A 25,967-nucleotide genomic window follows, 5' to 3' on the forward strand; every position below is an offset into this window, starting at 1 on the left:
CAGCTCATGGTCAAGCACGGCCGGTATACTGGGCATAGGCCGCAAAGATTGTGGCCGCCTCGCTGCGCACCGTACCCTTCCGGGGGTTCACCTTGCCCATATTGTCGCCGCTGATCAGCCCGGCCTCCCGGCAGGCATACACCTGATACCGGGCCCAGGGAGCGATCTGGTAATCGTCGGCAAAGAAGGAGCCGATGTCCCCGCTGTTGAGCCCCAGGGCATTATACAGCACCACGCAGATCTCCTGCTTGGTAATGGTGGCGTTGGGCCGGAAGCGGCCCCGGTTGTCGCCGCTCATCATGCCGGACTGCTTGGCCCAGTTGGCCGCGGCAGCATACCACTGGTTGGCCGGCACGTCAGAAAAAGCGGACTTGCCCTTATAGGGGGTCAGGTCCACCCCCAGGGCGCTGGCCATAACAGCGGCGAACTGCGCCCGGGTAAAGGCCCCGTTGGGGGTAAACCGGCCCTGGTTGCCCGTAAAATACCCCAGCTCAGACACGGTCTCCACCTTGTCGTAGAACCAGGCGTCCCGGGGCACGTCGCTATAGCGCAGGGGCGGGTACTCGCGGCCCAGGTACACATAGGCCTTGGTGTTCTTTTTGGGGTATTTTGCGCCGCCCAGGCTCACCCCGGCGTCGGTGAAGGGGTCCAGCTCCACATGAGAGGGCTCCTTGCTGTAGACCTGGCCCGCCACCACGGTCTGAGAGCCCACAAGGAAGTAGTCCCAGTCCAGCACCGCGCTGCCGTCGTCCCAGGTCAGGTCTATATTATACCACAGGTCGTCGTCCATTTTCACGTTGTTCCACATATGGGTCTCGCTGACAACGCACACGCAGGGGACGCCCATTTCGTCCAGCACCATTTTCAGGGCCTTGGCATACCCGTCGCACACCGGGTCGTAGGCGTCGTTGGGGATGAGGGCGCTGTAGGCAACATGGGCGTATTTCTCGTTGGGCGAGCCCAACATGCTGTGGCCGTACTGGTTCTGCTGGGCCAGAATGTCATGAGCTGCCTTGACCCGAGAATAGGTGTCCGGCTCCCGCATGGCCTGCCGGGCAATGTCCCGGGCCGCGGCCAGCATTTGGGTCTGCATGGTCTTCTCCTGGCCGTTAAAGGGCATCTCCATCTGGTAAGAGGCGCTTTCTACCGTGCCCACCCCCCGGCTGACCCGGAAGGTCATGGCGGTCCACACGCCCCCATGGAGCCACACCATGTCCGGCCGGTCCAAGCGCAGGGCCACCACAGCGGCCTGCATATCGTTCTGCAATGCGTCATACAGGGCCTTGCCTGCGCCTGTGGGGGTAAAGGTGCTGCCAAAAACCGTGCCTGCCACCTTCTGCCCCTGAATGCCTGCAATGGACACCTCCACCTCATGGCCGGAGGCGCTGAGGAAACGGTCTACCGAAATGTTCTGCAAGGCGTTATAGCAGTTTTTCTGCCGGGCGCTCAGGCGGCTGTACATAGAGCCGTCTACATTGGCGTTGGACGCGCTGAAATACTCCGAGCTGTCAATAAGGCCCGTGCCTTGGCCCACCTCCATTGCCTCGCTGGAGACTATAACCTCAAATTCTGCGGCGCCATCCTCCGGGTCCGCCTCCACAGCCTCCGGGGGGGCGCTGTCTACCGGGTACTCGCCGACAGTGGCGGAAGCCGTGGCGGCCGGCGCCAACGGGACCCAAAAGGCGACGAGCAGCGCCAGCATGGCCGCGGCAAACTTCTGGTAGAGCTTGAATTGACAAGACATGATGTTCCCTCCTGTTTTGAAATATCTACCTATATTATCTCTCAAACTCCCTCCAATGTCAAGCATGAGGCCAAGTCAGTTTTCCGTCTCCGTTTCCGGGGCAGGCCGGCAGAGAAATCCCCCTAAAATATGAACATGCCGTTAACAAGCTGTGAATTCTGGAAATAGGCTTGCAAAAAGTCCAAAGCTGTGATAAAATGTAACTAATTTGTAATCTCTTTCACAAGCTCAGCCTGCACAAATCATTTCTAACGAATTTGAGAGGTATATTTATGATGACGACGCATATACGCAAGCCCGCCCGGTTGGGAAAAAGGACCTTCAGCCTGCTTCTGGCCGTCCTGCTGTTCAGCCTCTGCCTGCCCGGCTGGGGCCCAAGGGCAAGCGCCGCGGGCGTTCCCACCAGCCTGGGGCTGGCCCAGCACGGCATCAACGCCTATAACGAGGGCTGGGAGTACTCCTACGGCGGCAAGGGCGAGACCGTAAACGGCGTGCGGGTCTCTGACTGCGCGGGCCTCATCTATGCCTACTTCTCTGACCTGGGAGTGGGCGGCTGCATGGGCGGAGCCACGGCCCAGGCCACCCAGAACTGCATCCTCACCGGCAGCATGGAGGAGGGCCTCCCCCGCATCCACGGCCTGGCCCTGACCATTCTGGAGCCCGGCGCCACCGACGACTACAGCCATATCGGCATTTACATCGGCGGCGAGGAGTCCTGCGAAAACTCCGACTACGGCACCAACATGGTGCGGGGCTCCATCTGGCGGCGCAGCTGGACCACCTGGCATCTGTTCGACAACGGCGTGCGCTACCCACGCTCCGGCTGGTATGAGTTTGACGGCGGCATGGTGCACTACACCAATTATGAGTATGACGTGAACACCACCATTGACGGCTACCCCATTGGCGCGGACGGCTTTGCCCAGCTCTCTGACGGAGCCCGGGCCCCGGTGGACAGCTCCATGGTCTCCACAGAGTATGTCTCTGCCGAGGAGGTGCGCAGCTGGCTGGTGACCAACGGCTGGAACGGCGGCAACGACTTTGACTACAATGCCAAGGTCTCCGCCAACTCCATCAACCTGCGCGCCGAGCCCAGCACCGGCTCTCAGGTGGTCGCTGTCCTCTCCAAGGGTTCCCGGCTGCATATTGACGGCCCTGCTGTAGAGGGCTCCCCTGTTACCGCCTCCGGGGCCACCTCCTCCCTGTGGTATCCGGTCACCACCAGCCACGGGCAGACAGGCTATGTGTCCGCCATCCTCATTGAGCTGGTCATCTCCGCCCCCACCATCACTTGCGACGGCGAGAGCGTCTCCATGGACGCCGGCGGTTATACGGACTCCATCTACTACACCACCGACTGCACAGACCCCACAGAGGACAGCGAGCCCTATGTGCTCCCGGTCTACCAGCTGGGCTGCACCTATAAGGCCGCGGTGATCCAGGACGGCATCGCGGGCCCTGTCACCACGGTTACGGTAACCAGCAACGGCAGCATGTTCACCGACTATACATACAAAAACTGGTTTGCCACTCATGTGGACAAGGCTGTGGGCATGGGCCTGTTCGGCGGCGTGGGCAACAACTGCTTTGGCCCCAACAACATTCTCACCCGGTCTCAGCTCATCAAGGTTCTGGGCAACATGAGCGGCGAGGATGTGAAGAAGTACGACTTTTCCAATGTCCCCGCCTTCTCCGATGTGCCTGCCAACGCCTTCTACTACCACGATCTGGCCTGGGCGGTCCAGGCTGGCATTGTGTCCCCGGGCGAGCAGTTCAACCCCAACGCCGCGGTTCCCCGGGAGCAGTTCTGCGTGATGCTCAACAGCTTTGCCAGCTACCTGGGCGTGGAGCTGGACGGCAGCCGGGACAATGCCTTTGCCGACGACGGCAAAATCAGCAGCTGGGCCAAGGATTCTGTTTACCGCATCCGCAACGCGGGGGTAATCAGCGGCACTGGCAACAATCTGGTTGACCCCAAGGGGACAAGCACCCGGGCCACTGCCTGCACCATGCTGGTGAGCTTCTATCAGAAAGTGGTCTCTTTGGTGGACACCAGCGGCAGCAACCGGCCCGCTGGCAAGGACTGACTTCCCTCCTTCTGTCTGACATAAAATAACCAACGGCCCGGAGATATGTGGTCTCCGGGCCGTTTTCTGCGCTTCCTTCTTCTCCACCGGCAGCAGCGGTTTCTCCGGGGCTCCTCATGGTCAGCCCACAGATACAGCGCCTCCCCCTCCCTCTGCCGTCAGCCAATCATCGAATATCTCCCCGAACATCCGGGGAACTCCTCCCAGGCCACGCCGCCGGGCTGAGAGCGGAACACCGCGCAGGTCCCTCCCTGCAGGTCCGCCTGCTCCAAAGACTGGGCTTTCTGCACCTTTTCCGCCATACCGGCGATCCAATCACTATAACTGATAAACCGCGCAAATCCGTCTACCCTCAGCCCAGCCAACCGGGCCGCTCCGGACAGGTCTGTCTCTCCTGTCAGCCCGGCCTCCATGTGGGCCACAGCGGCGTTCAGCCCTTGTCTCAAAGCTCGGCTTATCTTCTTATTACAGCAGTCCCTCGCCTGTGCCCCCCGACATTTTGCGGACAGAAACAGCCGCTTGCGCAAACAAAAACCGCCCAGGCAGTACGCCGGGCGGTTTTCAACATATATTTACTTTCTATTCCCCAATATACTCCGTATGGTATACTTCCTCGTTTTGCTCATAGAGCCCTGTCAAGGGCAGTTCCGCCTGGGTGAAGAGAACCACCCTGTCCTCAGCGGCAAGAGCCTGTATGCCCTTTTGCCTCAGCCGGCCCAAAGCGGCCCGGTCCAGCCGGTCCGCGATGAGCAGGCTCTCCGCCTCCAGGGCCAGCTGGCCGCAGCCCAGCTCCGGGCTGTACAGGGCCAGAGAATCCACCGCAGCCCGGCACAGGCCGTCCTTTGGGTCAATAAACCAGTGGCGTAGCCCGCCGTCCTCAAACACATAGCAGCGTCCCTCGTCCCGCTGGTTCAGGGGGAAGGTCCGCAGGCTCACCGCGTTCACCGGACTGTCAAAGGCGGTCTGGGCGGCAGTCACCGCCCGGTCCCCGGCCCAGTCATAAAGACTGAAAACCTGCTGCCCAATGGGCAGGCCCAGGGTCCGGGTACAGCCGTCATAGCTGGACAGCATTCCGCTGTCCAAGCCCCGAGCCGCCAGCTCCTCAGCCATGTAGTCCGCCAAAAAGGCCGTGCGCAGCCAACCCAGGTCTACATAACAGGCCCTGTCCACGCCCTCGGCATAGGCCCGGTACTCCTCCGACACCCACAGGCGCACCCGGTTCTCCCCCAGCAGCTCCACCTGCACATGCTCCGGCTGACGGGCAAACCCGGCCAGCTCCTGGCAAAAGGTCTGGATTTCCTGGCTCTGAAAGGGGTCCAGCTCCCGGGCCTCTCCGTCGGTCTGGCAGAAGAACAGGTCGTTATACACCGAGTACAGGGGGCCCAGATAGAGCGCCCGGCTGCCCTGAGCCTCCGCCTGCTCCAACACCAGATAAAGAGCCGGGTCCACGGCAACCTCCTCATTGGGGTGGCTGTTCAGATAGTACAAATTGTGGCTGACGCCCAGGTCATCCGGGTCGTCAAAGCCCTCTGCCGTGGTAAACAGCCGGTAGGCCCGCACCGCGATTTGGTTGTAGGCGGCGCGCACCGAGCGAAGCTCCTGAGTAGGGTCCCGGCCATTCTGTCCCAGCAGATAGTTCAGGGTGAATTCGCCGCCGCAGCTTTTCTCCTCCACTGTCACCGAAACGGTGGTCCAGCCCGGCTCTGCGCTGAGCCACTGGGACACGCCAAAGGTCAGCGCGCCCACGCCCACGGCCAGGCAGAGAATAAACGCCCCGATCCGCAAGCCCATGTGCTTTCCGTCCAGGCTGACCTTCTCCACAGGAGGGAGGGCCTGCGGGAGCCGTTCCTTGGCCTGCCGCCCCATCAGAGGGTCGCGGCAATCAGCAGGAAGATCAGGAACAACGCCACGATTATGCCAATGATGCAGAACCCGGCGATAGCTCCCTTCTTGCAGGCCTTATAATTGCGGATATAATTTTTCTTCTTGAACACCAGTGCGCCGATTATGCCCAGCACGGGAAGCAGCAGGGACAAAATCAGATAGATGATATTGCCCGTGTCGTGGCGGGGCGCGGAGAGGATGGCGCTGGTGTCAATCTGCTCCTCCTCTTCCTCCTCCACAGGCTGGCCCTCCTTCCGGATGGTGATGGACTTCATGGGCACGCCCTTCTCCCGAATGGCCCGGTACTCCTCCAGCTCCTTTTTGCTGCCGTAGACAAAATGGTTGCTGCCAATGTCTGCCAGCTCCGGCGTTTCACCGCTGTAGTCATGCATAGAGGGGTCATAGGTAAACAGCACCTTGTTCTTCTCCAGCTTGGGGTCGGGAATGGGAATGGCGGAAATCAGCGACCGGGTGTAGGGGTGCAGCGGGAAGTTGAACAGCTCCTCCGCCTCAGCGATCTCCACGATTTTTCCCTTGTAGATAACGCCGATCCGGTCAGAAATAAAGCGGACAATAGACAGGTCGTGGGCAATAAACAGGTAGGTCACGTCCCGCTCCTGCTGGAATTTCTTCAGCAGGTTCAGCACCTGGGCGCGAATGGACACGTCCAGAGCGGAGATGGGCTCGTCGGCCACCACCAGCTCCGGCTCCATGACCATGGCCCGGGCCAGACCAATGCGCTGACGCTGGCCGCCGGAGAACTCGTGGGGATAGCGGGTCAGGTGCTCGGGGAGCAGACCCACCTCGTTGATCATGTTCTTCACCTTCTCCACCCGGTCCGCCTCGTTCTCGAACAGGTGGAAATTGTAAAGGCCCTCGCTGACAATGTAGTCCACCGTGGCCCGCTCGTTCAAAGACGCGGCCGGGTCCTGGAACACCATCTGAATGTTGCGGATGACCTCCCGGTCCAACGAACGGGGGATCTTGCCGGAAATCTTCACGCCCTTGTACTGAATCTCGCCGGCAGCGCAGGGGTTGACCCGGATCACCGCCCGGCCGATGGTGGTTTTGCCCGAGCCGGACTCGCCCACCAGAGAGAAGGTCTCTCCCTTGTAAATGTCAAAGGAGGCGTTCTGAACGGCCTTGACCGCCTTGTCCCCCTTGCCAAAGCTGATGTCCACATTGCGGATGGACAGCAGCACCTCCCGGCCGGTTTTGGGGTCAATGGGGCCGTGTTCGGGCAGATGCCGCGCCTTGGCGCCGCTGTTTTCTGTTGTTGTAAGCATACTTCTGCCCTCCTATATATTGAAAGCTTGCATAAGCTTCTCATGAATATCCTGAATCATCTCAGGCTTCTCAATTTTGGGCGCACGGGGGTCCAGCAGCCAGGTTTTGGCAAAGTGGGTCTCCGTTACCGGGAACATGGGCGGCTCCATCAGGGTATCCAGCTTCAAACAGTAGGGATTGCGGGGGGCAAAGGGGTCGCCCACAATCTGGTTATACAGCGAGGGCGGCGTGCCGGTGATGGAGTAGAGCTTGGTGTTCCGCTGAGCCAGCTGAGGCAGACTGCTGAGCAGCGCCCAGGTGTAGGGATGGCGGGGGTCGTAGAAGACCTCCTCCACCTGGCCCAGCTCCACAATCTGACCGGCGTAAAGCACAGCCACCCGGTCGGCCACATTGGCCACCACACCCAGGTCGTGGGTGATGAACACAATGGTATAGTTGAACTCCCTCTGCAGGTCCTTCAGCAGCTTGATGATCTGGGCCTGAATGGTCACGTCCAGAGCCGTGGTGGGCTCGTCGCAGATGAGGATTTTCGGCTGGCAGGACAGGGCAATGGCAATCACAATGCGCTGGCGCATGCCGCCGGAATACTGGAAGGGATAGTCGTCAAACCGGGCCTCGGCATTGGGAATGCCCACCTTGTGCATCAGCTCAATGGCACGGGCGCGGGCCTCGGCCTCGGTGCAGTTCTGGTGCTTGAGGATAATGGAGGTGATCTGCTTGCCAATGGTGATAATGGGGTTCAAAGAGGTCATGGGGTCCTGGAACACCGTGGCAATGCGCCGGCCCCGAATCTGGCCCCAGTCTCCGGCAAACTTCACGTTGGCCAGGTTCAGCACGCAGGTGCCGTGCAGGGCGTCGGCGGTCTCGTCCAGATACCGCACCCGGAACACCACCTGGTCAAAAATCTGGTCGCTCATGGGGTCCTCCCCCAGCTCCATGGCCTTTTTGACCACCTTAAGCAGCCCCCGGATGAGCTGCACCCGCCGGTGGAAGGGATAGCGGCCCACCGAGAGGTAAATCTCCTTAGCCAGCACCTCGTTGCGCTTTTTGGCCTGCTGACTGGGCTCCGGAGCGGTCTCCTTGGCATACTGGGCCTTCAGGGCCTCCATGCGCTTGTTATAGCCGGCATTATAGGCTCCGTCGTTTTTCACAGCGGCGGCATTGGCCTTTACCTTTGCCTGAAACTCCTTCTCGGTCCGTTTAATCTCATTTTCCAGGCCCTTAATCTCCCGGCTCAGCTCCTTGATGCGGGCCTTGTCAGACCTGCTGTCCAGGGTCTGGCGCAGGTTAAAGCTCTCCGCCCGCTTAAACTGCAAATCCTGGACCTTCTCCTCATGGGCCTGCCGCTCCTCCTCGCTGACGGACATTTTCCGCTTGCGCTCGGCCTTCAGCTCCACCATTTTCCGGAAGGTCTCCGCGCCGGGCTCCAAGCGGGAATACCCGTCCAGCTTCTTCTGCACATTGGCAATGGTGCTGCGGGCTGTGCCGCCCAGCCGCACATGGGTGTCCGCCAGCTCGTCGTCATTGAAAATAATGCTGCCATTGTCAATAAAGCCGTTGGAGTCCAGCATACCCGCGAAGGTCTTGGTGAACACCGACTTGCCGGAGCCGGACTCGCCCACAATGGCGATGGACTCGTTCTCGTAGATATCCAGGGAGATGCCCCGGATAGCGGTGAGGATGCGGCCCCGCACCCGGAATTTTACCTCCAGGTCCTTGATGGAGAGCAGGACCTTCCTGTCATTCGTATAGTTTTCCATGGAAAGCCCTCCCTTACATATGGGTCCTGGGGTCAGACGCGTCGCCCAGGTTCTGGCCGACCACATACAGCACCACAGTGATAATGGAGGCCACCGCCACCGGGCTCCAGAACTCGAACTGCCAGCCGGTGGTGACCATGGCGGACTCCGCCTCATAGATCAGCTTGCCCAAAGACATCTCGGAAAGGCCGATGCCGATATAGGACAGGAACACCTCGTAGGAGATGTAGGAGGGAATCTCTGTGGCGGCCTGGGTCACGATGACCGAGGTCATAAAGGGCAGGATGTTCCGCAGGGCAATGCGGAAAATGGAGGTGCCCAGGCACCGGGAGGCCAGGTTGTACTCCCGGTCCCGAATGATGATGACCTGGGTGCGGATAAAGTAGGCAATGCCCACCCAGCCGGTCACCGTCAGGGCAAACACCATGGTCCAGAAGCTGGCCGTAAGCACCAGCACCAGCACAGAGATCAGCAGCACATAGGGCACATTGGCAATAATGTTGTAAACGGCCATCATGAAAAAGTCGAACTTTTTCGAAAAGCCCCACACAGCCCCCAGCAGCACGCCAATGGTCATGTTGATCAAGGCGCAGATCAGAGCCAGGGAGATGGAGATTCTCGACCCCACCCAAATGGTGTCAAAGGTGGGCTCGCCAGAAGCGCCGGAGCCCAGAATCCAGCTGAGATGAAAACCGAACTTCTCCAGCGCCGCCACAGGCATCAGGTGCTTGGCGGTGGCGTCGGTCAGGTTGGCGTAGCGGTCGTACTCAATCAGCGATGGGTACACATAGGCAAACAAGAAGATCACGCCCAGCAGACAAAGGACGATAATGTTAATCTTCTTTTTGAAGAACACCCGGAACACCGACTGCCAGTAAGAATACCGGGGTGCGGTGATTTTTTCGCTCTCTACATCGTTGTGGGTGACAAAGGAGAACAGCTCCTTCTCCGGCACACCCAGTCCCTTCAAATTGATCATTTCCTGATTCATCACTTCTGCCCCTCCTTTAACGCGCCTTGTCTGAGAACGAAATCCGCGGGTCCACCGTTGCCATCAGAATGTCGCCCAGAATAATGGACACCACCGACAGCAGGGCATAGAACAGGGTGACGCCCACAATAACCGAGTTATCGTAGAAGTTGATGGCCTGGGTAAGCAGGTTGCCCGCGCCGGGCACCACATACACCCGCTCGGTGATAATGGCGCCGGTCATGGCGAACAGCACGCTGCTCGGAATGCCGTGGACAATGGGGATCGCTGCGTTCTTGAAGATATGCTTGAAGAAAATCTCGTTCTCGTTCAGGCCGCCGGAGCGGGCGAACTTCACATAGTCCGAGTTCATCTGGTCAATCATATACCGGCGCAGCCATTTCATCATGTTGGCCACTGTGGGCAGCGCCAGCGACACAATGGGCAGCACATACATCAGCTTGCTGGTCGAGTTCATGTCAAAGGTGGTCGGCAGGCCAAAAGAGCCGCCCACTGCCTTGAACAGGAAGATATAGGCCAGCGAGGGCACCGCAATGATGAACACAATATAGATGGTGCCCAGCTTGTCCACCAGGCCGTCCTTGTGCCGGGCCATGAAAATGCCCAGGGGCAGGCCCAGCAGGTAGGCAAGCGCAGTAGCCAGAATGCCGATGACAAAGGAGTAGCCCATTTTGGACATGCCCGCCTTTTCGGTGACTACATTGGTGTAGTCGTCGTCAAAGCGGTTGGCCAGCACCTGGTTGCCCTCCCGCGAGCCCTGCAAAAAGGTGGCGGTGTGCAGGTCGTCCGCGCTCTCCTCCGAGTGGCCGGTGGGGTACAGGGTGGGCCGGGTGACATAGGAGCCCTGGCTCACCGTCATGGTCTCCAGCACGTCCTTGCCCTGGTTTACCGAGTAGGAGGTGCCCAGGGTGATGGTGACCAGATTCTGGTGAATATAGGGGAACTGGTTGTCGAAATAGAGCAGATACTTGTGCTTGGTGCCATTGCCCATAATGGCAGGCGAGAACTTCTCTCCCCCATACACCGGGTCGTGGGTGGTGAAGGTCAGCTCCCGGGGGCCAATGTCGATTTCATCGTCAATGGCATGAATGGTGTCGATGGTCACGATGCTGGTAAAATAACCCCACAGCCGCTGCGCCAAGGGCCGGTCTCTGGTGGCAAACAGCTGCTGCTGGCCGCCGCTGGCCAGCTTTCTCCGGGCGGTCACCGCGTTCAGGCGCACCACCTCAAAGCCCTGGCTCTCATAGGTCTCTGTGAATTTCTTCACATACTCCGCTGTCAGCTCGCTGTCGTCTTCGGCTTTGCGGCCAATGGCCACAGCCTCCTCCCGGGTAGCGTCGTCCACCTCGCCCTTGCGGTTCAGGTCGTTCATATAGTCCTGAAAGGTGACATAGTCCAAATACCCGTATTCCTGCCATTTACGCATGGCATACATGGTTTTTTGGTTGTTATTCAGCTTATGGTAGGTATCGTCCTGCTGAAAAACCAGCTGGCGGCTCAGCAGCGAATAGATCAGCACCATGACTATCGCCACCACAATGACGACAGAGACCAGGCCGAACAGAAGTCGTTTCAACAAATATTTTGCCATAATAATCTCATCTACTTTTTCATAGTATCATCTGCGATCTTCTTCCAGTGAAATTTTCAGAATATACAGAGATGGGGGATGAGGCACAACGCCCCATCGCCCACTCTCCATAAACGGCTTTGCGAAAAAAGCCCTCTATGCTCGGCCGGGCATGCCCGGCTTCTTTCTCAGTATGCGCTTGTTCAACAGCGCGGATTCATGAAACGGTACGTTTCATGTCAGCGGATTCCCACTGGGAATCCCGATTTTTTTAGAACAGACCCAGACACTTGGTCATGTAGCCGTTGTAGTCAGGCAGCATGGTGTCAATGTAAGAGCAGGGATCCATAAAGTCGGGAGACCAACCGGACAGGTCGAAAGCGTCATAGTTCATCTGATAGCCGCGCTCCGGGTCATAACCGGTCCAGTACCAGATCTCTGTGCTCTCGCACTTCACCAGGTTGACGATGACCTTGCCGCCCAGAGCCGCTTCCACGCTCTGCTTGTAAGCCTGAGCCCTGTTGGTGCGGGTGCTGGTGGAGGCGTCGTAGGGCAGGTCCACCTGAATGGGGTTGCTTTCGTCCACGGTCACGCCCGCGGTAGCCAGCTCGGCAATGGCGATATCCAGCTGCTCGTTGGCGTTCTCCACATTGTACCAGCCGTCAAAGCCGTCGCCGGTGCCCTTGCCGTTCTCAGCAGAGGGGTCCTCTTTGTAGACGGTGATCTTCACGCCGTCCGCATCCAGCTGAGCCTGCATGATGGCGCCGTAGTCGGTGCCCGCCGGGAAGGTCACTTCCTCGCCGTTGATCTCAATGGTGGTGTCCTCGGTGAGAGAGACGAAGGTGGCGGGGGTGTAGCTGTTGCGCAGGCTCAAAGCGGCCAGGTCGTCGCCCACAGACTGGGCGTTCCAAGTGACGCGGTCAACAGACATGGCCAGAGCCAGACGGAAGTGGGAGTTGTTCATAGCGATATGAGTACGGGCAGCGTCCTCCTCGGTCTGGGGAGAGACAGCCTCGTTCTCGTTGCGGTCATTGTGCCACAGCACACGGTTCACGTTGAAGAAGTTCTGATAGGAAGTAGCGCCGGTAGAGGTGACATAGGCATAGTTGTCGAAGATGGTGGCGTCGTCGCCGGCAATCTTGTCCTTCTTGGCCAGCTCCAGGGTGGCGGTGCTAAGGCCGCACTGGTCGGTGACCTCGGCCTGCAGGTCGTTGTAGTTCTTGGTCACGTCGCTGCCGTCGTTGAACACCCGGCGCATGCTCTTCAGGGTGACATTCTCAGCATCCCAGTAGGTGGGGTTGGCCTTGTACTCGATCACGTTGTTCTCCACCGCGCTGGTGACCAGGAAGGGACCGCAGTAGGCAATGTGGTCCGGGTCAGAGCCATAGAGATAGGTAGTTGCCTCGGTGTCGTATTCTTCGCCGAACTGACCGCCCTGAGAGGTATAGTAGCTGCGGCACAGGGGCAGAGACAGGCCATAGTGGAGCATGGAGGTGAAGTAGGGCACGGGCTTCTGCAGGTGGTAGACCAGAGTGTAGTCGTCCGTGGCCTCAATGCCCACCTTGGAGAAGTCGGGCTCGTCGCCGGAGACATAGTCTTCAATGCCCACGATCACGCCGTTGAACAGCACGTCCAGGCCAGAGCCGGAGTCGCACACATGCTGCAGGCCGGCAACCCAGTCGTCGGCAATCACGTCGGCAATCTCACGGCCCTGAGAGTCCACCCACTTCACACCCTTGCGGATGTGGAAGGTGTAGGTCAGGCCGTCCTCAGACATCTCATAGCTCTCGGCCAGAGCGGGAATCTCCCGGTTCTCGCCGTCGAAGAACAGCAGGCTGTCCAGCTGGCCCAGAACAGGCACGGTGTCGGCAGCCTTGCTGGTGGCCATCATGTCCCAGGTGGTGGGCAGCTTGGTGAAGGTGGTGGTGTAGCTGTCCTTCATGGTGTAGCCCTTGCCGGTGAGATACTCAATAGCCGCCTTGCGGTACTCGCCGGTGCCCCGCTTCTCATTCAGCAGGTCCTTCAGCGCGTCACGGTCCTCGGCCTTCAGAAGCTCCTTGGTGACAATGGAGTACTGATAGCGCTCGTTGTCAGAGCCCCAGCCGTTGGTGGTGGTAGAGCCGGGAGCGATGCGGCCGATGGCATACTGGCCGCCGTTGGCGGTGGTGGGCTGCATCACGCCGGCCTCCAGAAGCTTGGCCTCGCCCACAGCCTCCATGGCGTAGCGCTTGTTTACGTCCAGCACCTCGCTGGTGGCCTCCTTGTAGGCCTCATAGAACTCGCCCAGAGTATAGTTGTAATAATACTCAGAAACCTCGTCGTAATCCTCGCTCTCGATGGAGGGAGGCGCCCAGGCGCCGGTCTCCCCCTCCTCGGGCTCGCTGGCGTCGTCGTCGCCGCTCTCCTCAGAGCTGGCGTCCTCAGAGGAAGCCTCAGAGCTGGAACCCGCCTCGCTGCTGGGGGTGGAGCTGCCGCTGTCGCCGCCGCAGGCAGCCAGCACAGACACCAGCATGAGCGCGGCCAGCAGCACAGCCAAGGCACGCTTCATCGTCTTGTTCATGGTTACTCGTCCTTTCTGAAAATAAATATATGTTGATGCGGCGGGCCCATTGCCCGCCGCGCGCAACCGGATGGAATGACAGAAATGAACACTTTAAAAACAGGATATGAATTTCTTTCCATTCACGCATTTTTTCGATTGGATTCCTGCAATTTTCCGGCGCAGCGGCAGGCCGCGCTATGATTCTTCTTGGGAAAATGCACGATATCTTGTATTTAATTATACGCTGTGCGCTACCATGTGTCAAGTTTTTTCTGTTGCAATCCCCCGATTTGAGAGACAAAGCCTCAAATAACAAAAACCCCCTCGCAATTTTGTGCACTTTTCCATGCGTGAAGGATGGAAGACCAATTCCTGCATGAATTGTCACAAAGCATTCATTTTTCCGGCTTCCCCCCGCTGCTGCGGCAGCGCGTCAAAAGCCCCCACAGACAATATAGCGGCCTCTGACGCTCTCTGCAGGCCGGAGGCTGCAATTTATAAGGTCAATCGCCGCAAGGGCGCCGCCGCTCTCTCCTTATATATAAGGATAAGCCCCCGGCCTTCCTCCCAAAAAAGGAGGTTGAAAAGCCAGAGGCCCTCTGGTATAATGGCCGCAGGCAGCTTTTGCCTGAATCCAATAAAGAAAGGAACGATAACATATGAAAGTCCGCACTGTCAGAACCGCCGCATTCTTCGGGAGGGCCGCAGGCGTCTGACCACTGGTCCTCCCGCACTTTCAAGGAGGAGCAAAATTTTGAGTAAGAAATCATTCAAGCAGCTAATCTCGTTCTACCGCCCCTACCGGGGCCTGTTTTTCGCCGACCTGCTGGCCGCTGCCATCGCCTCGGCGACCGCCCTTCTTCTGCCCCTGGGCGTGCGCTGCATTGCCGACAGCCTTTTGACCGGCGGCTTCGCCCGGGCCGCAGAGGTGCTGTGGGTAGGGGCAGGCCTGGCCGCGCTGGTAGGGCTTCGGGCCGGGTGCACCTACTTTTACGACTATCAGGGACACTATCTGGGGGCCAAAATCGAGCGGGATATGCGCGCCCAGATGTTCCGCCACTGTCAACAGCTGCCCTTCTCTTTTTACGACACCCACACTGTGGGCAGCCTTATGTCCCGCATTACCAGCGACACCCTGTCCCTGGCGGAGTTCTTTCACCATGTGCCCGAGGACCTTCTGCTCAACGGAATCCAGTTTTTGGGGGCCATGGCCATTCTTCTCACCATCCACTGGCAGACCACCCTGGTCATTCTGGCCTTTCTCCCCTTTATGACTGCCTATACCCTGCATTTCAACAAAAAAATGGGGGCCGCTATGGAGCAGGCAAAGGAGAGTATGGGCAGCATCAACGCCCAGGCCGAGGACTCCCTCTCGGGCATCCGGGTGGTGCAGTCCTTTGCCAACGAGGCGGTGGAGGAGGAGAAGTTCTCCCGCCGAAACCAGCGTTTTCTGGAAAACCGCCGGGTGGACTACCTGAGCCAATGCCAGCTTTACTGCGGCATGGACGCCTTCGCCGCGCTGATTCCCATTGCGGTGGTGGCCTTCGGCGGGCTGGCCATTCTGCGGGGCGCTATGAGCCTGCCCGACCTGCTGGCGTTTCTGCTGTACATCGGCTACTTCACCGGGCCGGTGCAGAGCCTGGTGAACACCAGCCGGCTGCTGCAGGAGGGCCGCGCCAGCTTCCGGCGCTACCAGGAGCTGATGGAAACCGAGCCCGCCGTACAGGACTGCCCGGACGCCCGGGAGCCCGAGCAGGTGAAGGGCCGGGTGGAGTTCCGGCAGGTAGACTTCCGCTATGGCGGCGAGGACGCGGTGCTCCGGGGCCTGAGCCTGACCATAGAGGCCGGGGAGTATGTGGCCCTGGTGGGGGCCTCCGGCGTGGGTAAGACCACCCTCAGCTCCCTCATCCCCCGGTTCTACGAGCCCCAGAAGGGACAGATTCTGCTGGACGGCGTACCGGTGGAGAAGCTGACCTTAAAGGGCCTGCGCAGAAACGTGGGCATTGTGCAGCAGGACGTGTATCTGTTCACCGGCACCGTGGCGGAGAACATTGCCTATGGCCGCCCGGGGGCCAGCCGGGCGGAGATTATTGCCGCAGCCAAGCAGGCCGGGGCCCATGACTTTATCCAGCAGCTCCCCGGGGGCTATGACGCGGACGTGGGCCCCCACGGCGTGCGGCTGTCCGGGGGCCAGCAGCAAAGGCTCTCCATTGCCCGGGTGTTCCTGAAGGACCCGCCGGTGCTGATTTTTGACGAGGCCACCAGCGCGCTGGACGCCCACAGCGAAAAGCTGGTGCAGCGTTCCTTAGAGCAGCTGGCCCGGCGGCGCACCACGCTGGTCATTGCCCACCGGCTCTCTACCGTGCGGGAGGCCGGGCGCATTCTGGTGCTGGACGAGCAGGGCATCTGCGAGGAGGGCTCCCACCAGGAGCTGATAGCCAAAAACGGGGTATACGCCCGGCTCTATCAGGCGGCCGACCTGTAGGCAGGCCGCAGGAGCCAAAAATATAGACGCTTTCAGAAAAGGCCGGCATTTGCCCGGCCTTTTTGCTAAGATGTGTTCGCCATAAGCTGTGAACGGAGATGCAGGTGCCTATTTTTCCAGCTTCCAGTCAAAATTTTCAGCCTGCAAAACTGGCAAAGCACCTGTAGCAACACAGACGGGAACGCCCCCCTACAGTACCATTCCAACCGGGCCCTCCCGCCGCTTACCGGGGGAATCAGGTCTACCTGCATATTACCGAGTGGGAGCAGGACGAGCTGGACCTGCCCACCCCGGGCAGGCTCACCGGCGCGCGCGGCCTGACTACCCAGGACTTCTCGGTGACAGAGGCGGACGGACGCCTCCATGTGCAGGTTCCCATCCCCTCCCGGGACCCCCTGGACACCATCCTCTGCCTGGAATTTGACCAGCCCATTCAGTGGGGCGGCGTGGCCGGGCAGGAAAACGATGTATACGGCTTAGCGGACGGGCTCTAGAGTCTGTTTTAAAACTCCCCCCTTCCCGGCAAAACGGAAAGGGGGGAGTTTCTCATCTGCCTCTCTCCCCCCCCCGCCCTTCCCTCAGGCTGTCTCACAGAGCCCCAAAGCCATAACAGCAAAAGAGAAGCCTCTGGTCCCTCCAAAGGCTTCTCTCGACACACCGACCGGCAGAAAGCAGCCGGCCTACATCATCACCAGCTCCTGGTCAATGACTGTGGCAACGCACTGCCGGGTCTCATGGCGCAGGCGCACCACCTCGTTCTCATAGCGGATCTCTGTCCCCGCATAGGCAATTCCGCATTCCAGCCGCCCGGCGTTCAAAGAGTAGGGGTCGGGGTCCGCCTCCGCCTTCTCCTCCGCCAAATGCCTGCGCTTCAGCTCGGCCATAGAGAGCTTTGCCTGGGCCTTCTGGATCAGGCTCACCTTCACCCGGCTCTCGGGCTGGGTTTCCAGCCGGTCCAGCTCCTCCCGCAGTCCTCGAATCTCCCGGTCCAGCAGCTCCCGCTCAAAGCTGTCGCAGGGGGCTCCCCCCAGTATAACCACATTGCGGCACTCAGAGGGAGAGCCGATGATATTGGCGGCCACGCGCTTGGCCCCCCGTATGGTCCCGCCCATCACAGTCCCCCGGCCCGACTTGACCAGCACCTCCCCGCCGCAGTAAATGTTGCCGTTGATGATGCAGTCGGTCTGCAGGTTCTCCCGCACCTGGATGGTGGCGTTCTCAATATATTTGGAGAAAAGGCTTCTCTGGCAGCGCACCACAGTCTCCCCGTCCCCCAAAATACCTTTGACTACAGTCAGGTCGCCGCCGGCCTCTACCGAGCAGCCGGCCTCCAACGCGCCCTTTACGCTGACATTTCCCATGGCCCGCACCGAGAAGCCGCTGAGCACGTCGCCCTCAATATTCACGTCCCCCAAAAACTTGATGTCGCCGGTGGAGAAATCCACGTCCCCAGGAATATCCAGCACCGGCTTCACCTGAAAGGCCTTGCCCGAAAACTCCACATGCCCGGCAATGCTGGCCACCAAAGAGAGGCCATCCTCGCTGATCTCGGTGTTGCGGCCCTGGGGCAGGGGCGCCTCCTTGCCCTCCTTGGCCGGAATCTCCTCGTCCAGCACCGTCCGGCCCGGCTCGCCCTCGGTGGGAAGAATCAGCCGGCAAATCTCCTGCCCCTGGTCCACATTATGAATCAGGTTCAGGGCCGCGTAGTCCACCTGATTGAACTCGTTCACCTCAAGCACCCGTTCCACCTGCCGGGGGAAGTGCTCTACAATATTGCCGTTTTTGCCGTCAAAGGCGGGCTTGCCCCTGGCAATGAGGAAGAAGGAGAAGTATTTCCTGTCGTCATGAGAAATCCGGTCTACCAACGCCTCATCTATGCCAAAAAAAATGCCCTCGTCCGTCATGGCCCACCGAAGGTCCTCCCGGGTGAGCTCCAAGCCCTGGCGTACAGGGGGCAGCACCAGCACCCAGGCATACAGCTTATCCGCCGAGAGGAAGAAGCAGGGCTGCGCGTCCAGGGGGGGCAGGAACTCCTCCAGCTCCTCCTCATCCTTTTTCCCCTTCTTCTTGCCGCCTTTTTTCACGTTGACCTCCTTCAGCCGGGCGGAGCAGACCCCCTTTAAAAAGCTCGAGGCCCTTTTCAGCTCCCGCAGAGCCACCTCCTCGGGCATGACCCCCTCCTCGTCCAGCACCAGCCGGGGCTGGGGAAGGTAGCCGTACTCCCCCCGCCGCAGCTCATGAAGCTGATACAGCGGATGCCCGGCCTCCAGCTCCACAGTAGTATCATTGTGGAAGGAGGCGGAAAAGCCGGCGGAAGGGGCGGGGTTGCGGGCCTGCTCCTCTGGCTGAGAGGACGGAGCCTCGGGAGCGTCGGGCTCTGGCCTTGCGTGCCCCCCCAGAAGGAAGGCCGCTATTTTTTCTCGGATAGACATAGTGATCCGCCTTTCATATTTATTGGTATGATAGAACCGCCCCCTGCCTGAGCCCCGGCGTTCCAAGCCTTCAAACGCCGTATTGGGAAAGGAAGACCCCGGCGGCCGGCAAAGAAGGAGCGCTTCCGGTCCCTTCCCCTCCTGAGCCGCCTCCGGCCCCCCTTTGGCCAGGGAACAGGCAGGCAGAGCGATGCGTATTTATATGATTATATGATAATGTCGAGCGCTTGTCGCTCGGGCACATGCCGCGCATAAGCGTTGCGTACATTATAGCACGATGCGCAGTCGTTGTAAATGTAAAATATTGCTACATTCTATAAGATTCCACTGTGCCAATTCTACAAATCAGACAGTGGCCGCAAGCTGATAAAAAGCCACCGCGCTGGCCGCCGCCACGTTCAGAGAGTCCACCCCATGGGACATGGGGATGCGCACCGTGTAGTCGCACCGGGCAATGGTCTGGGGGGCCAGGCCGTCCCCCTCAGTGCCCAGAACAATGGCCAGCTTCTCCTCCCGGCCCAGCCGGGGGTCGCCAATGTCCAAAGCGTCCTCCCGCAAAGCCAGGGCCGCGGTCTTAAAGCCCATGCCCCTCAAAAAGGCGGTCCAGTCCCCCTCCTGGGGCAGATAGGCCCAGGGCACCAAAAACACATTCCCCATGCTCACCCGCAGGGCCCGGCGGTAGAGAGGGTCGCTGCCCTGGGCGGTCAGCAAAACCCCGTCCACACCCAAAGCAGCGGCAGAGCGGAAGATCGCCCCCAGGTTGGTGGGGTTCATGACATTTTCCAGCACAGCCACCCGCCGGGCGTTCCGGCAGACCACCTCAGGCCGGGACAGAGGGGGCCGCCGCAGGGCGCACAGCATGCCCCGGGTCAGGTGAAAGCCCGTGAGCTGGCAGAGCACCGTCTCCTCTGCCACAAACACCGGCACAGGCCCGCACCGTTCCAGCAGGGGCCGGCCCTTGTGCAGGGCGTGCTTTTTCTCCATTAAAAAGGAGACCGGCTCGCAGCCTGCGTCCAAAGCGCGGCCAATCACCAGGGGGCTCTCGCCGATAAACAGGGCGTTGGCAGGGTCGGCCCGGTTCACCAGCTGGTTCTCGGTCAGCCGGGCGTAAACGTCCAGCTCCGGGGCGGCGAAGTCGGTTATTTCAATCAGATTGGGGTCGTTCACAGCGATCACCATCCGTTTTCTTCTCAGTATAACCGATTTTCCCGCTTTGTGCAAGCACTACGGCAAATTACATGGAGCATGGGCGGGGCGCAAGTACAAAAGACAAGCTAGCCGCCCATTCAGCGCAAAAGGCCTGGGCCGCCATTGGCAGAGCCGGAAAAGCCCCCCCTTGTGGTTCTAACAGCCGCCTGTTTCTTTCACGCTTTACCGCTTGACTTCTTCTACAAAATACGCTATAATACCCAAAAATCTTTCGACACAGGAGGAGTAGAATTGTCTGAGTTTGCGTTTTTTTGGTTTGATCCCAGTGTAATCGAAACAGGGACAGACGAGGAAAAATACCGGCGGATCACCCAGTGGGCCCTGAAAGCCCGGGGGGTCAACCCCAATGTCTTCGACCAGGTGTCCAGCTGGCTCGCCACCGCCGGAGCGTGGAGCCCCCAGGAGCTGGAGGAGAACCGGGCGCAGTTCATGACCGGCATTGCGGCCCGGTTTCAAAAGCAAAATCAGCTTCTCCGGGAGGCGTTGACCCAGCTGAAGCCCTCCGGCCTGGTGAATCCCCCGGTGTTTGAGGCATTGGACCGGTTTGACGACGAGCTGCAGGGCCGCACCCATGCCGAAAATCTGAAAGAGGCTGTGTCCCAGGTCTTCCAGGATTTCTCTGCCCTGCGCCAGCCCCAGGCGCTGAGGCTTTTTGCCGGAAGCCCCACCGGCCCCACTGGTACGGATACCGTGGAGGCCTTTGGCTATGTGAATTTTCTCAAGGACTGCGACGCTGGCATTCAGTGGACGCTTTTCATGCCCGGCCTGGTCCAAGAGCAGATGAAGGGCTTCCGGCTGGCGTCCTTTGAATACAAGCAGCTGCCCGCCGTGCGCTTCATTGGCATGGAAAAGGACTTTTCCGAGGACCCCCAGGGCCTGGCCCAGGTGGTGGGCGTTCTGGACAGTCTGACCTCATACCGCAGCGGCTTTGACCAGGACGCCGTGCTCTTTCACCACCTGGGAAAAGGGGTGGACGTGGAACGCCGCCACGATATCTACGGCCGCTTTATGGCCCCGGATACCCCTGTGCCCCAGGGCTTTGTGGGTGTGGACTTCTCCCCCCAGGACAACCGGCAGCCCGGCCAGCCCTATCTGTCGCAATTTGCCTGTGCGGTGTTTGCCGGAGACAACACCGCTCTGCACCAGCAGGAGGGCTTTGACTCCGACGCCATGTACGATGTGACCCGCAATATCATCCTGGGTCAGAATACCGCCATACCCTACCCAGAAAAATACTGGACCGCCGAGGTCTATCCCCAGGGCTTTGACAAGGAGGGCAATATCTACCTGTTCAGCGTACAGCTATAGTCCCCCCAAAAGGAGGTCATTGATATGGATGCAAACCGGATCGCCCTCAGCCCCTTCATCACCTGGGAGCATGGGGAGAACTTCACCTTTTCGGCCTGCATGAAAAAGCTGATGGAGTGCCTGGGCGGCGACCGGACCCTTTACACCTACGGCTTTTTCGCGGGCCTCAGCGGCGACGATTTTGTCATGTGCTACGGCGGCGGCAACGGCCAGTATAATGACTGTGTGTCTGCCTGCGCCGAAACCGGGGAGTTTCTCCGCCGGACCCTAGGCCGCATCGGCCTGGCCTTTTCCTATGTGCCCTCTCAGGACTGGACCAGGAACCCGGAGAGCCTGAAGCAGCGCATCCGGGACTTTGTAGACCGAGGCCTGCCCGTGCTTGTAAAGGGCGAGGGAAAGGACAAGAGCTATTCCCTTCTGTTTGCCTACAGCCGGGAGGGAGGGGCCTATACCACCACCTGCGGCGCGCCGGAGGCCGGCACAGCCTCCGGCCTGCAGGAGACACACCGCGCCCTGGAGGAGGGCGGGGCCAGCTTTATTTTTATCGACAGCCTGCCGGTGATTCACGACCTCTCCCGGGTTTACCGGGAGTCCATTCTACAGCTGCCCATGCTCATGAGCAGCCAGGCGGAGCCCGGGGTCACCTTTGGGGCCGCCGCCTACCGGAACTGGGCCAACGACCTGCTGGGTGGCCGCTATGACGGCCTCACCCCGGAGACCTTCCACAGCTGGGAGGACTGGTGCATCTACATATGCAACCTTGCCACCAACGCCGGGCACGGCTGGGACTTTATTGCCCGGGCCTATGTGCACAACCCGGACCTGCCCAACATTCTCCGGCTGATTGCCCTGCTGGACCGAAACGGCCAGGTGTGGAAGGAGCTGGAAGCTCTGGGCTTTGGTTTCAACATTACCGCAGAGGCCTTTAGGGCTTGTTTGAAAAATCGGAAAGGCCGTCTTTTTACCCAGAAGGGGCCCCTTTCTGCGTCAAAAATCCTCGCCAATCGGAAGATTGCCTTGCGTTTTTTTCCTTGAAATGAACCCCTTCTGGGTAAAAATTCGTCATTCCCTCTATTTTCAAACAAGCCCTAGGGACAAGGAACGCTGCCGCCTTGCCGCCCACGCCATTCAAAAGCTGGTCAAAACCAACGAGGAGATTCTCCGGCTGTTTTAGGGTGAGCTCCCCGTTGACACAGGTCTTTTGAGCGAGCAGAGACATCTTGGGCAGATTCATGCCATCCTCTGGGTAGAAAGCTCTTGAAGTATGAGAGGTAATAAAAGCCGCAAGCAACTTGCCGAATCCCTGTTCCCAGCTTATGAAGGCACACCCTAGCCGCCACTTCTCCCGTCAGGCCAGGAGGTCTGCGGCCAGAGCCGGACCCTTTTCCCAAGAACATCCCCGGCTTCACACCACACATTCTCGTGGGTTCGCGGCCTGGGGCAGGGCGTTCCCAAAGCTTTGTCCTTTGCCGCAAGGCGGACACTTTTTAAGAGGTCTTTCAGCAGCATAGCAGACTTGTGTGAATCCCAATAAACTTTTCAACATTTATGAAATTTCAGCTTGCAATTTGTCAAACACAGCAGTATAATGGGGCTGTCATGTACTGATTCATGACCCTACATAAACCCCAAGGAGGCGCACCATGAACGAATTTCAGAATTTCGCAGTCATGTCCTATTCCTTTCATGGCCTGAAAAATATCGGAGCCATCGACATCTTCGGCTATCTTGAGACAGTCCGCTACCGCTACAACCTGCAAACCGCAGACATCTGGAACGGAATGCTGGCGTCCACTGAAGAGGAGTACCTGGCCAAGGTCAAGGCGGGCATTGACGAGCGGGGCCTTGAGGTGGTCAATTTCTGCTGCGACCGGGCTCATATCTGGGACAACGACCCCAAGGAGCGGGCGGAAAACGAGGCCCGGGCCTGGGAGTACATCAAGGCCGGCAAAGCCCTGGGGGCCAAAACCATCCGCATCGACGTGGGCGTCCGTGAGGACAAGGCCACAGAGGAGCAGCTTGCCTATGTGGCGGAAAAGTACCAGGCCTATTGCGACGAGGCGGCGAAATTCGGCGCAAAGCTGGGGCCCGAGAACCACTGGGGCGCCTCCTGGGACCCGGAGCTGATCGAGGCCCTGTTCCAGCGGGTGGACCGGCCCAACTTCGGGCTGCTGCTGCACCTGGGCAACTGGTTTGGCAGCGAGGAGGAAAAGGACGCCTGCGACCGCCGGTTCGCCAGCCGGGCCATGCACATTCACATAAACTACGAGCACTGCGTGGACGCCGACCGGGTGCTGCCCGCCCTGAGGGAGGCCGGGTATTCCGGCTGTTGGAGCGTGGAGAGCCACAAGTCCACCAACGAGTATAACAATGTGGCCTTCCAGCTGGCCCAGGCCCGCCGGGTGCTGGCCCCCCTCAGCTACGACGGCTCCTGGAAGCTGGCCCCGCCATCGGTGCTGCCCAACTCCTGACAGGCCCAGGCGCAAGCAGGAGAAAGCCCCTCTCCCCTGCCTCACGCGCCGCATCCCTTGTCATAAAACAAAAATGCTTTTCCATCACGCAGAATCAGAGGTGTTTATCATGAAAGAAGTGAGAGTTGCACTGATCGGTACAGGCGTAATCTCCCACCAGCACATGGAGCGGTATGGGAAAATCCCCAACGCGAAGGTGGTGGCCGCCTGCGATATCGACAAGAAAAAGCTGGAAGCCTGGGGCGAAAGGTACCAGGTCAAGGACCTTTACACCGACTACCGGGAGCTGCTGAAGCGGGACGACATTGACGCGGTGGACGTGTGCCTGCACAACAACCTCCATGTGCCCATGTCCCTGGAGGTGCTGAAAGCAGGGAAGCACTGCTACTGCGAAAAGCCCATGGCGGCCTCTTACGCAGACGCAAAGCTGCTGTACGACCTGGCGAAAAAGTCCGGCAAGGAGCTGTCCATCCATCTGGACATGATGTTTCAGCCCCAGAGCCGGGTGGCCCGGCAGATGGTAGAGGCGGGAGAGCTGGGCCATGTGTACCACGCCCGCTCCGTGGGCCTGCGCCGCAGAATGCGCCCCGGCCTGGACGTGCCTCCCCCGGCCTTCTCCCGGGACTTTATCACCAAGCGCTGGGCCGGGCACGGGGCCCTGTATGACATGGGGGTATACCACATCTCCCAGCTGCTGTACATTCTGGGCACGCCAAAGCTGGAGCGTGTCACCGGCCACACCTACCAGGAGGTGGCCTATAACAGCGGCCCCGCCGCAGACGCGGGCATGGAGGTGGAGGAGCTGGGCGTTGGCTTTGCCACCTATGAAAAGGGCCTGACTCTGGATGTGATCGAGTCCTGGGCCATCCACATGGACGAGTTCGGGCCCGCGTTTCTGGTGGGCAGCAAGGGCGGCCTCAAGCTGACCCAGGAGGACGTGTACGGCCGCTCCCTGCCCAATCTCAAGCTCCTGACCACCAGGGGCTTTGCCGATGTGGACATTGACCTGAAAACCGCCTCCAACGCCATGACCGAGGGCTTCCTGGACCCCAAGACCCGGTTCCTGGAAAATGACCAGACCTGCTGGATCGGGTATCTCTCCGGCGAGCTGGAGGAGCGGTATGACACTGCCTGGCTGGCGCTGCAGACCATGCTGGTCAGCGAGGGCATCTTCCTTTCCAGCGAGCTGGGCCGGGAGATTCAGGCCGACGAGATCGAGGCCCTGTCCCGCTCCACCGCTGTCCACCACCAGGAGACGGAGTGGGGCGAGTTCCACTATGACTTCTGAACGCTTTAAGAACTTGTACCAATAGGATTTGTGCCGGGATTTTCGAGGAAATTGCACGGTTGACAAGGCGCAAATCCGCAGGCAATCTGGCGATTGACAAGGGTTTGCAACACAGTCAACCGTGTAATTTGCCGAATAGGCAGGTGCAAACTCCTATTGGTACAAGTTCTAACTTCTGAGCCAAAAGTCCGACAATACACAACAGCCTGCCGCGCTCTGCCCTTTGGGGTCAGAACGCAGCAGGCTGTTCGCTTTTAAACCGGAAAGCTAATAGAATATAGTAAACGCACTTGAAAATCGGAGTTTGTCAATCAACAGGATCTCTATCTCCCGGAAATCCAGTGTTTTCAAGGGATTTGAGGTTTACCCGCCTGCCCTTTTCCCTTGATTTTTCCCTTATGAGAAGATTTAAGGGAAAACCTCGTCAGCCGCTGCTCACAACCTTGTCCAGAAGCCTTGCGCTGGAACGCTTTGCCTCTCTGGTGGCGTGGGCGTAGATGCTCATGGTCGTGTTGACATCCGAGTGTCCCAACAGCTCCTGCACATCCTTGGGAGCCGCGCCGTAGGAGAGAAGGTTGCTGGTGAACGTGTGCCCTTATGGCATAATAAGGACAAATCAGAAAACCCCGGAATTTCTAGGGGATTCGGATTTGTCCTTATTCTTTTTCCAAGAAAAAAGAGGCGAAAGGAGGCCATAAGGGACAGCGCTCAAAAGAGGCGTGTCACATAAAGGACAAAAATAGAATTAAGTGAATAACCAAATTATTTACTTAGGTATCAAACGAAAGGGATAAAGCAATGAGCAAAGTAATCGCAATCTGCAACCAAAAGGGCGGGGTTGGCAAGACCGTCACCACCGTAAACCTAGGCATTGGCCTAGCCCGCCAGGGCAAGCGCGTCCTGCTGGTG

The 25,967-nt window shown here is 59.3% G+C and carries 18 protein-coding genes and 1 pseudogene; 8 read left to right on the top strand and 11 right to left on the bottom strand.

What is annotated here, in order from left to right; translation table 11 throughout:
* Window positions 1-10: 10 nt before the first annotated feature.
* Window positions 11-1,744, bottom strand: a complete 1,734-nt coding sequence (locus ACTO5E_RS02405) for an S-layer homology domain-containing protein (RefSeq protein WP_482301268.1) — start codon at window positions 1,742-1,744, stop codon at window positions 11-13.
* Between the two features lie 272 nt (window positions 1,745-2,016).
* On the opposite strand from ACTO5E_RS02405, the gene ACTO5E_RS02410 reads away from it, so the two are divergent.
* The gene (locus ACTO5E_RS02410; RefSeq protein WP_482301270.1) at window positions 2,017-3,831 is read left to right on the top strand and encodes an S-layer homology domain-containing protein; all 1,815 of its coding nucleotides are present in this window, start codon (window positions 2,017-2,019) and stop codon (window positions 3,829-3,831) included.
* 158 nt (window positions 3,832-3,989) lie between these two features.
* Here the strand turns inward: ACTO5E_RS02410 and ACTO5E_RS02415 are convergent, their stop codons facing one another.
* The 7 genes from ACTO5E_RS02415 to ACTO5E_RS02445 form a co-directional block, all read right to left on the bottom strand.
* On the bottom strand, window positions 3,990-4,277 hold the full coding sequence (locus tag ACTO5E_RS02415; protein ID WP_482301272.1) for a hypothetical protein: 288 nt from the start codon (window positions 4,275-4,277) through the stop codon (window positions 3,990-3,992).
* 133 nt (window positions 4,278-4,410) lie between these two features.
* The gene (locus ACTO5E_RS02420) at window positions 4,411-5,652 is read right to left on the bottom strand and encodes a hypothetical protein (RefSeq protein ID WP_482301273.1); all 1,242 of its coding nucleotides are present in this window, start codon (window positions 5,650-5,652) and stop codon (window positions 4,411-4,413) included.
* 44 nt (window positions 5,653-5,696) lie between these two features.
* Complete coding sequence (locus ACTO5E_RS02425; protein WP_482301275.1) at window positions 5,697-7,001, bottom strand: ATP-binding cassette domain-containing protein; 1,305 nt, start codon at window positions 6,999-7,001, stop codon at window positions 5,697-5,699.
* Window positions 7,002-7,013: 12 nt separating this feature from the next.
* A complete protein-coding gene (locus tag ACTO5E_RS02430; RefSeq protein ID WP_482301277.1) occupies window positions 7,014-8,762 on the bottom strand; it encodes an oligopeptide/dipeptide ABC transporter ATP-binding protein in 1,749 nt (582 codons plus the stop codon).
* 13 nt (window positions 8,763-8,775) lie between these two features.
* Complete coding sequence (locus tag ACTO5E_RS02435) at window positions 8,776-9,753, bottom strand: ABC transporter permease (protein ID WP_482301296.1); 978 nt, start codon at window positions 9,751-9,753, stop codon at window positions 8,776-8,778.
* A gap of 16 nt (window positions 9,754-9,769) precedes the next feature.
* Window positions 9,770-11,344 carry an ABC transporter permease gene (locus ACTO5E_RS02440; RefSeq protein ID WP_482301279.1) on the bottom strand — a complete coding sequence of 525 codons (1,575 nt, stop codon included), beginning with the start codon at window positions 11,342-11,344 and terminating at the stop codon, window positions 9,770-9,772.
* A 250-nt stretch (window positions 11,345-11,594) separates the two neighbouring features.
* Window positions 11,595-13,883, bottom strand: a complete 2,289-nt coding sequence (locus tag ACTO5E_RS02445; RefSeq protein WP_482301281.1) for an ABC transporter substrate-binding protein — start codon at window positions 13,881-13,883, stop codon at window positions 11,595-11,597.
* Window positions 13,884-14,619: 736 nt separating this feature from the next.
* Here ACTO5E_RS02445 and ACTO5E_RS02450 point away from each other — a divergent pair.
* Window positions 14,620-16,350 (top strand): ABC transporter ATP-binding protein, encoded by a 1,731-nt coding sequence (locus tag ACTO5E_RS02450; protein WP_482301282.1) that lies wholly within the window; start codon window positions 14,620-14,622, stop codon window positions 16,348-16,350.
* 338 nt (window positions 16,351-16,688) lie between these two features.
* Complete coding sequence (locus tag ACTO5E_RS02455) at window positions 16,689-16,844, top strand: hypothetical protein (protein WP_482301284.1); 156 nt, start codon at window positions 16,689-16,691, stop codon at window positions 16,842-16,844.
* Window positions 16,845-17,030: 186 nt separating this feature from the next.
* On the opposite strand, the gene ACTO5E_RS02460 is transcribed toward ACTO5E_RS02455, so the two are convergent.
* The gene (locus ACTO5E_RS02460) at window positions 17,031-18,782 is read right to left on the bottom strand and encodes a flagellar assembly protein A (protein WP_482301286.1); all 1,752 of its coding nucleotides are present in this window, start codon (window positions 18,780-18,782) and stop codon (window positions 17,031-17,033) included.
* Window positions 18,783-19,127: 345 nt separating this feature from the next.
* Window positions 19,128-19,961, bottom strand: a complete 834-nt coding sequence (locus tag ACTO5E_RS02465; protein WP_482301287.1) for a TrmH family RNA methyltransferase — start codon at window positions 19,959-19,961, stop codon at window positions 19,128-19,130.
* Window positions 19,962-20,222: 261 nt separating this feature from the next.
* Between ACTO5E_RS02465 and ACTO5E_RS02470 the strand changes: the two genes are divergently transcribed.
* The 4 genes from ACTO5E_RS02470 (at window position 20,223) to ACTO5E_RS02485 (ending at window position 25,058) form a co-directional block, all read left to right on the top strand.
* Window positions 20,223-21,299, top strand: a complete 1,077-nt coding sequence (locus ACTO5E_RS02470; protein ID WP_482301288.1) for a hypothetical protein — start codon at window positions 20,223-20,225, stop codon at window positions 21,297-21,299.
* Between the two features lie 24 nt (window positions 21,300-21,323).
* Window positions 21,324-22,334 carry a dihydroorotate dehydrogenase gene (locus ACTO5E_RS02475; protein WP_482301290.1) on the top strand — a complete coding sequence of 337 codons (1,011 nt, stop codon included), beginning with the start codon at window positions 21,324-21,326 and terminating at the stop codon, window positions 22,332-22,334.
* A gap of 608 nt (window positions 22,335-22,942) precedes the next feature.
* On the top strand, window positions 22,943-23,770 hold the full coding sequence (locus tag ACTO5E_RS02480) for a sugar phosphate isomerase/epimerase family protein (protein ID WP_482301292.1): 828 nt from the start codon (window positions 22,943-22,945) through the stop codon (window positions 23,768-23,770).
* A gap of 109 nt (window positions 23,771-23,879) precedes the next feature.
* Window positions 23,880-25,058 carry a Gfo/Idh/MocA family protein gene (locus ACTO5E_RS02485; RefSeq protein WP_482301294.1) on the top strand — a complete coding sequence of 393 codons (1,179 nt, stop codon included), beginning with the start codon at window positions 23,880-23,882 and terminating at the stop codon, window positions 25,056-25,058.
* A gap of 424 nt (window positions 25,059-25,482) precedes the next feature.
* On the opposite strand, the pseudogene ACTO5E_RS02490 reads toward ACTO5E_RS02485, so the two are convergent.
* Window positions 25,483-25,650, bottom strand: a pseudogene (locus ACTO5E_RS02490) (tyrosine-type recombinase/integrase); the annotation flags it as partial.
* A gap of 206 nt (window positions 25,651-25,856) precedes the next feature.
* Here ACTO5E_RS02490 and ACTO5E_RS02495 point away from each other — a divergent pair.
* Window positions 25,857-25,967 (top strand): ParA family protein (locus ACTO5E_RS02495; RefSeq protein ID WP_482301298.1); only part of this gene is annotated, 111 nt, incomplete at its 3' end.

The organism is Acutalibacter sp. (genome assembly GCF_056800975.1).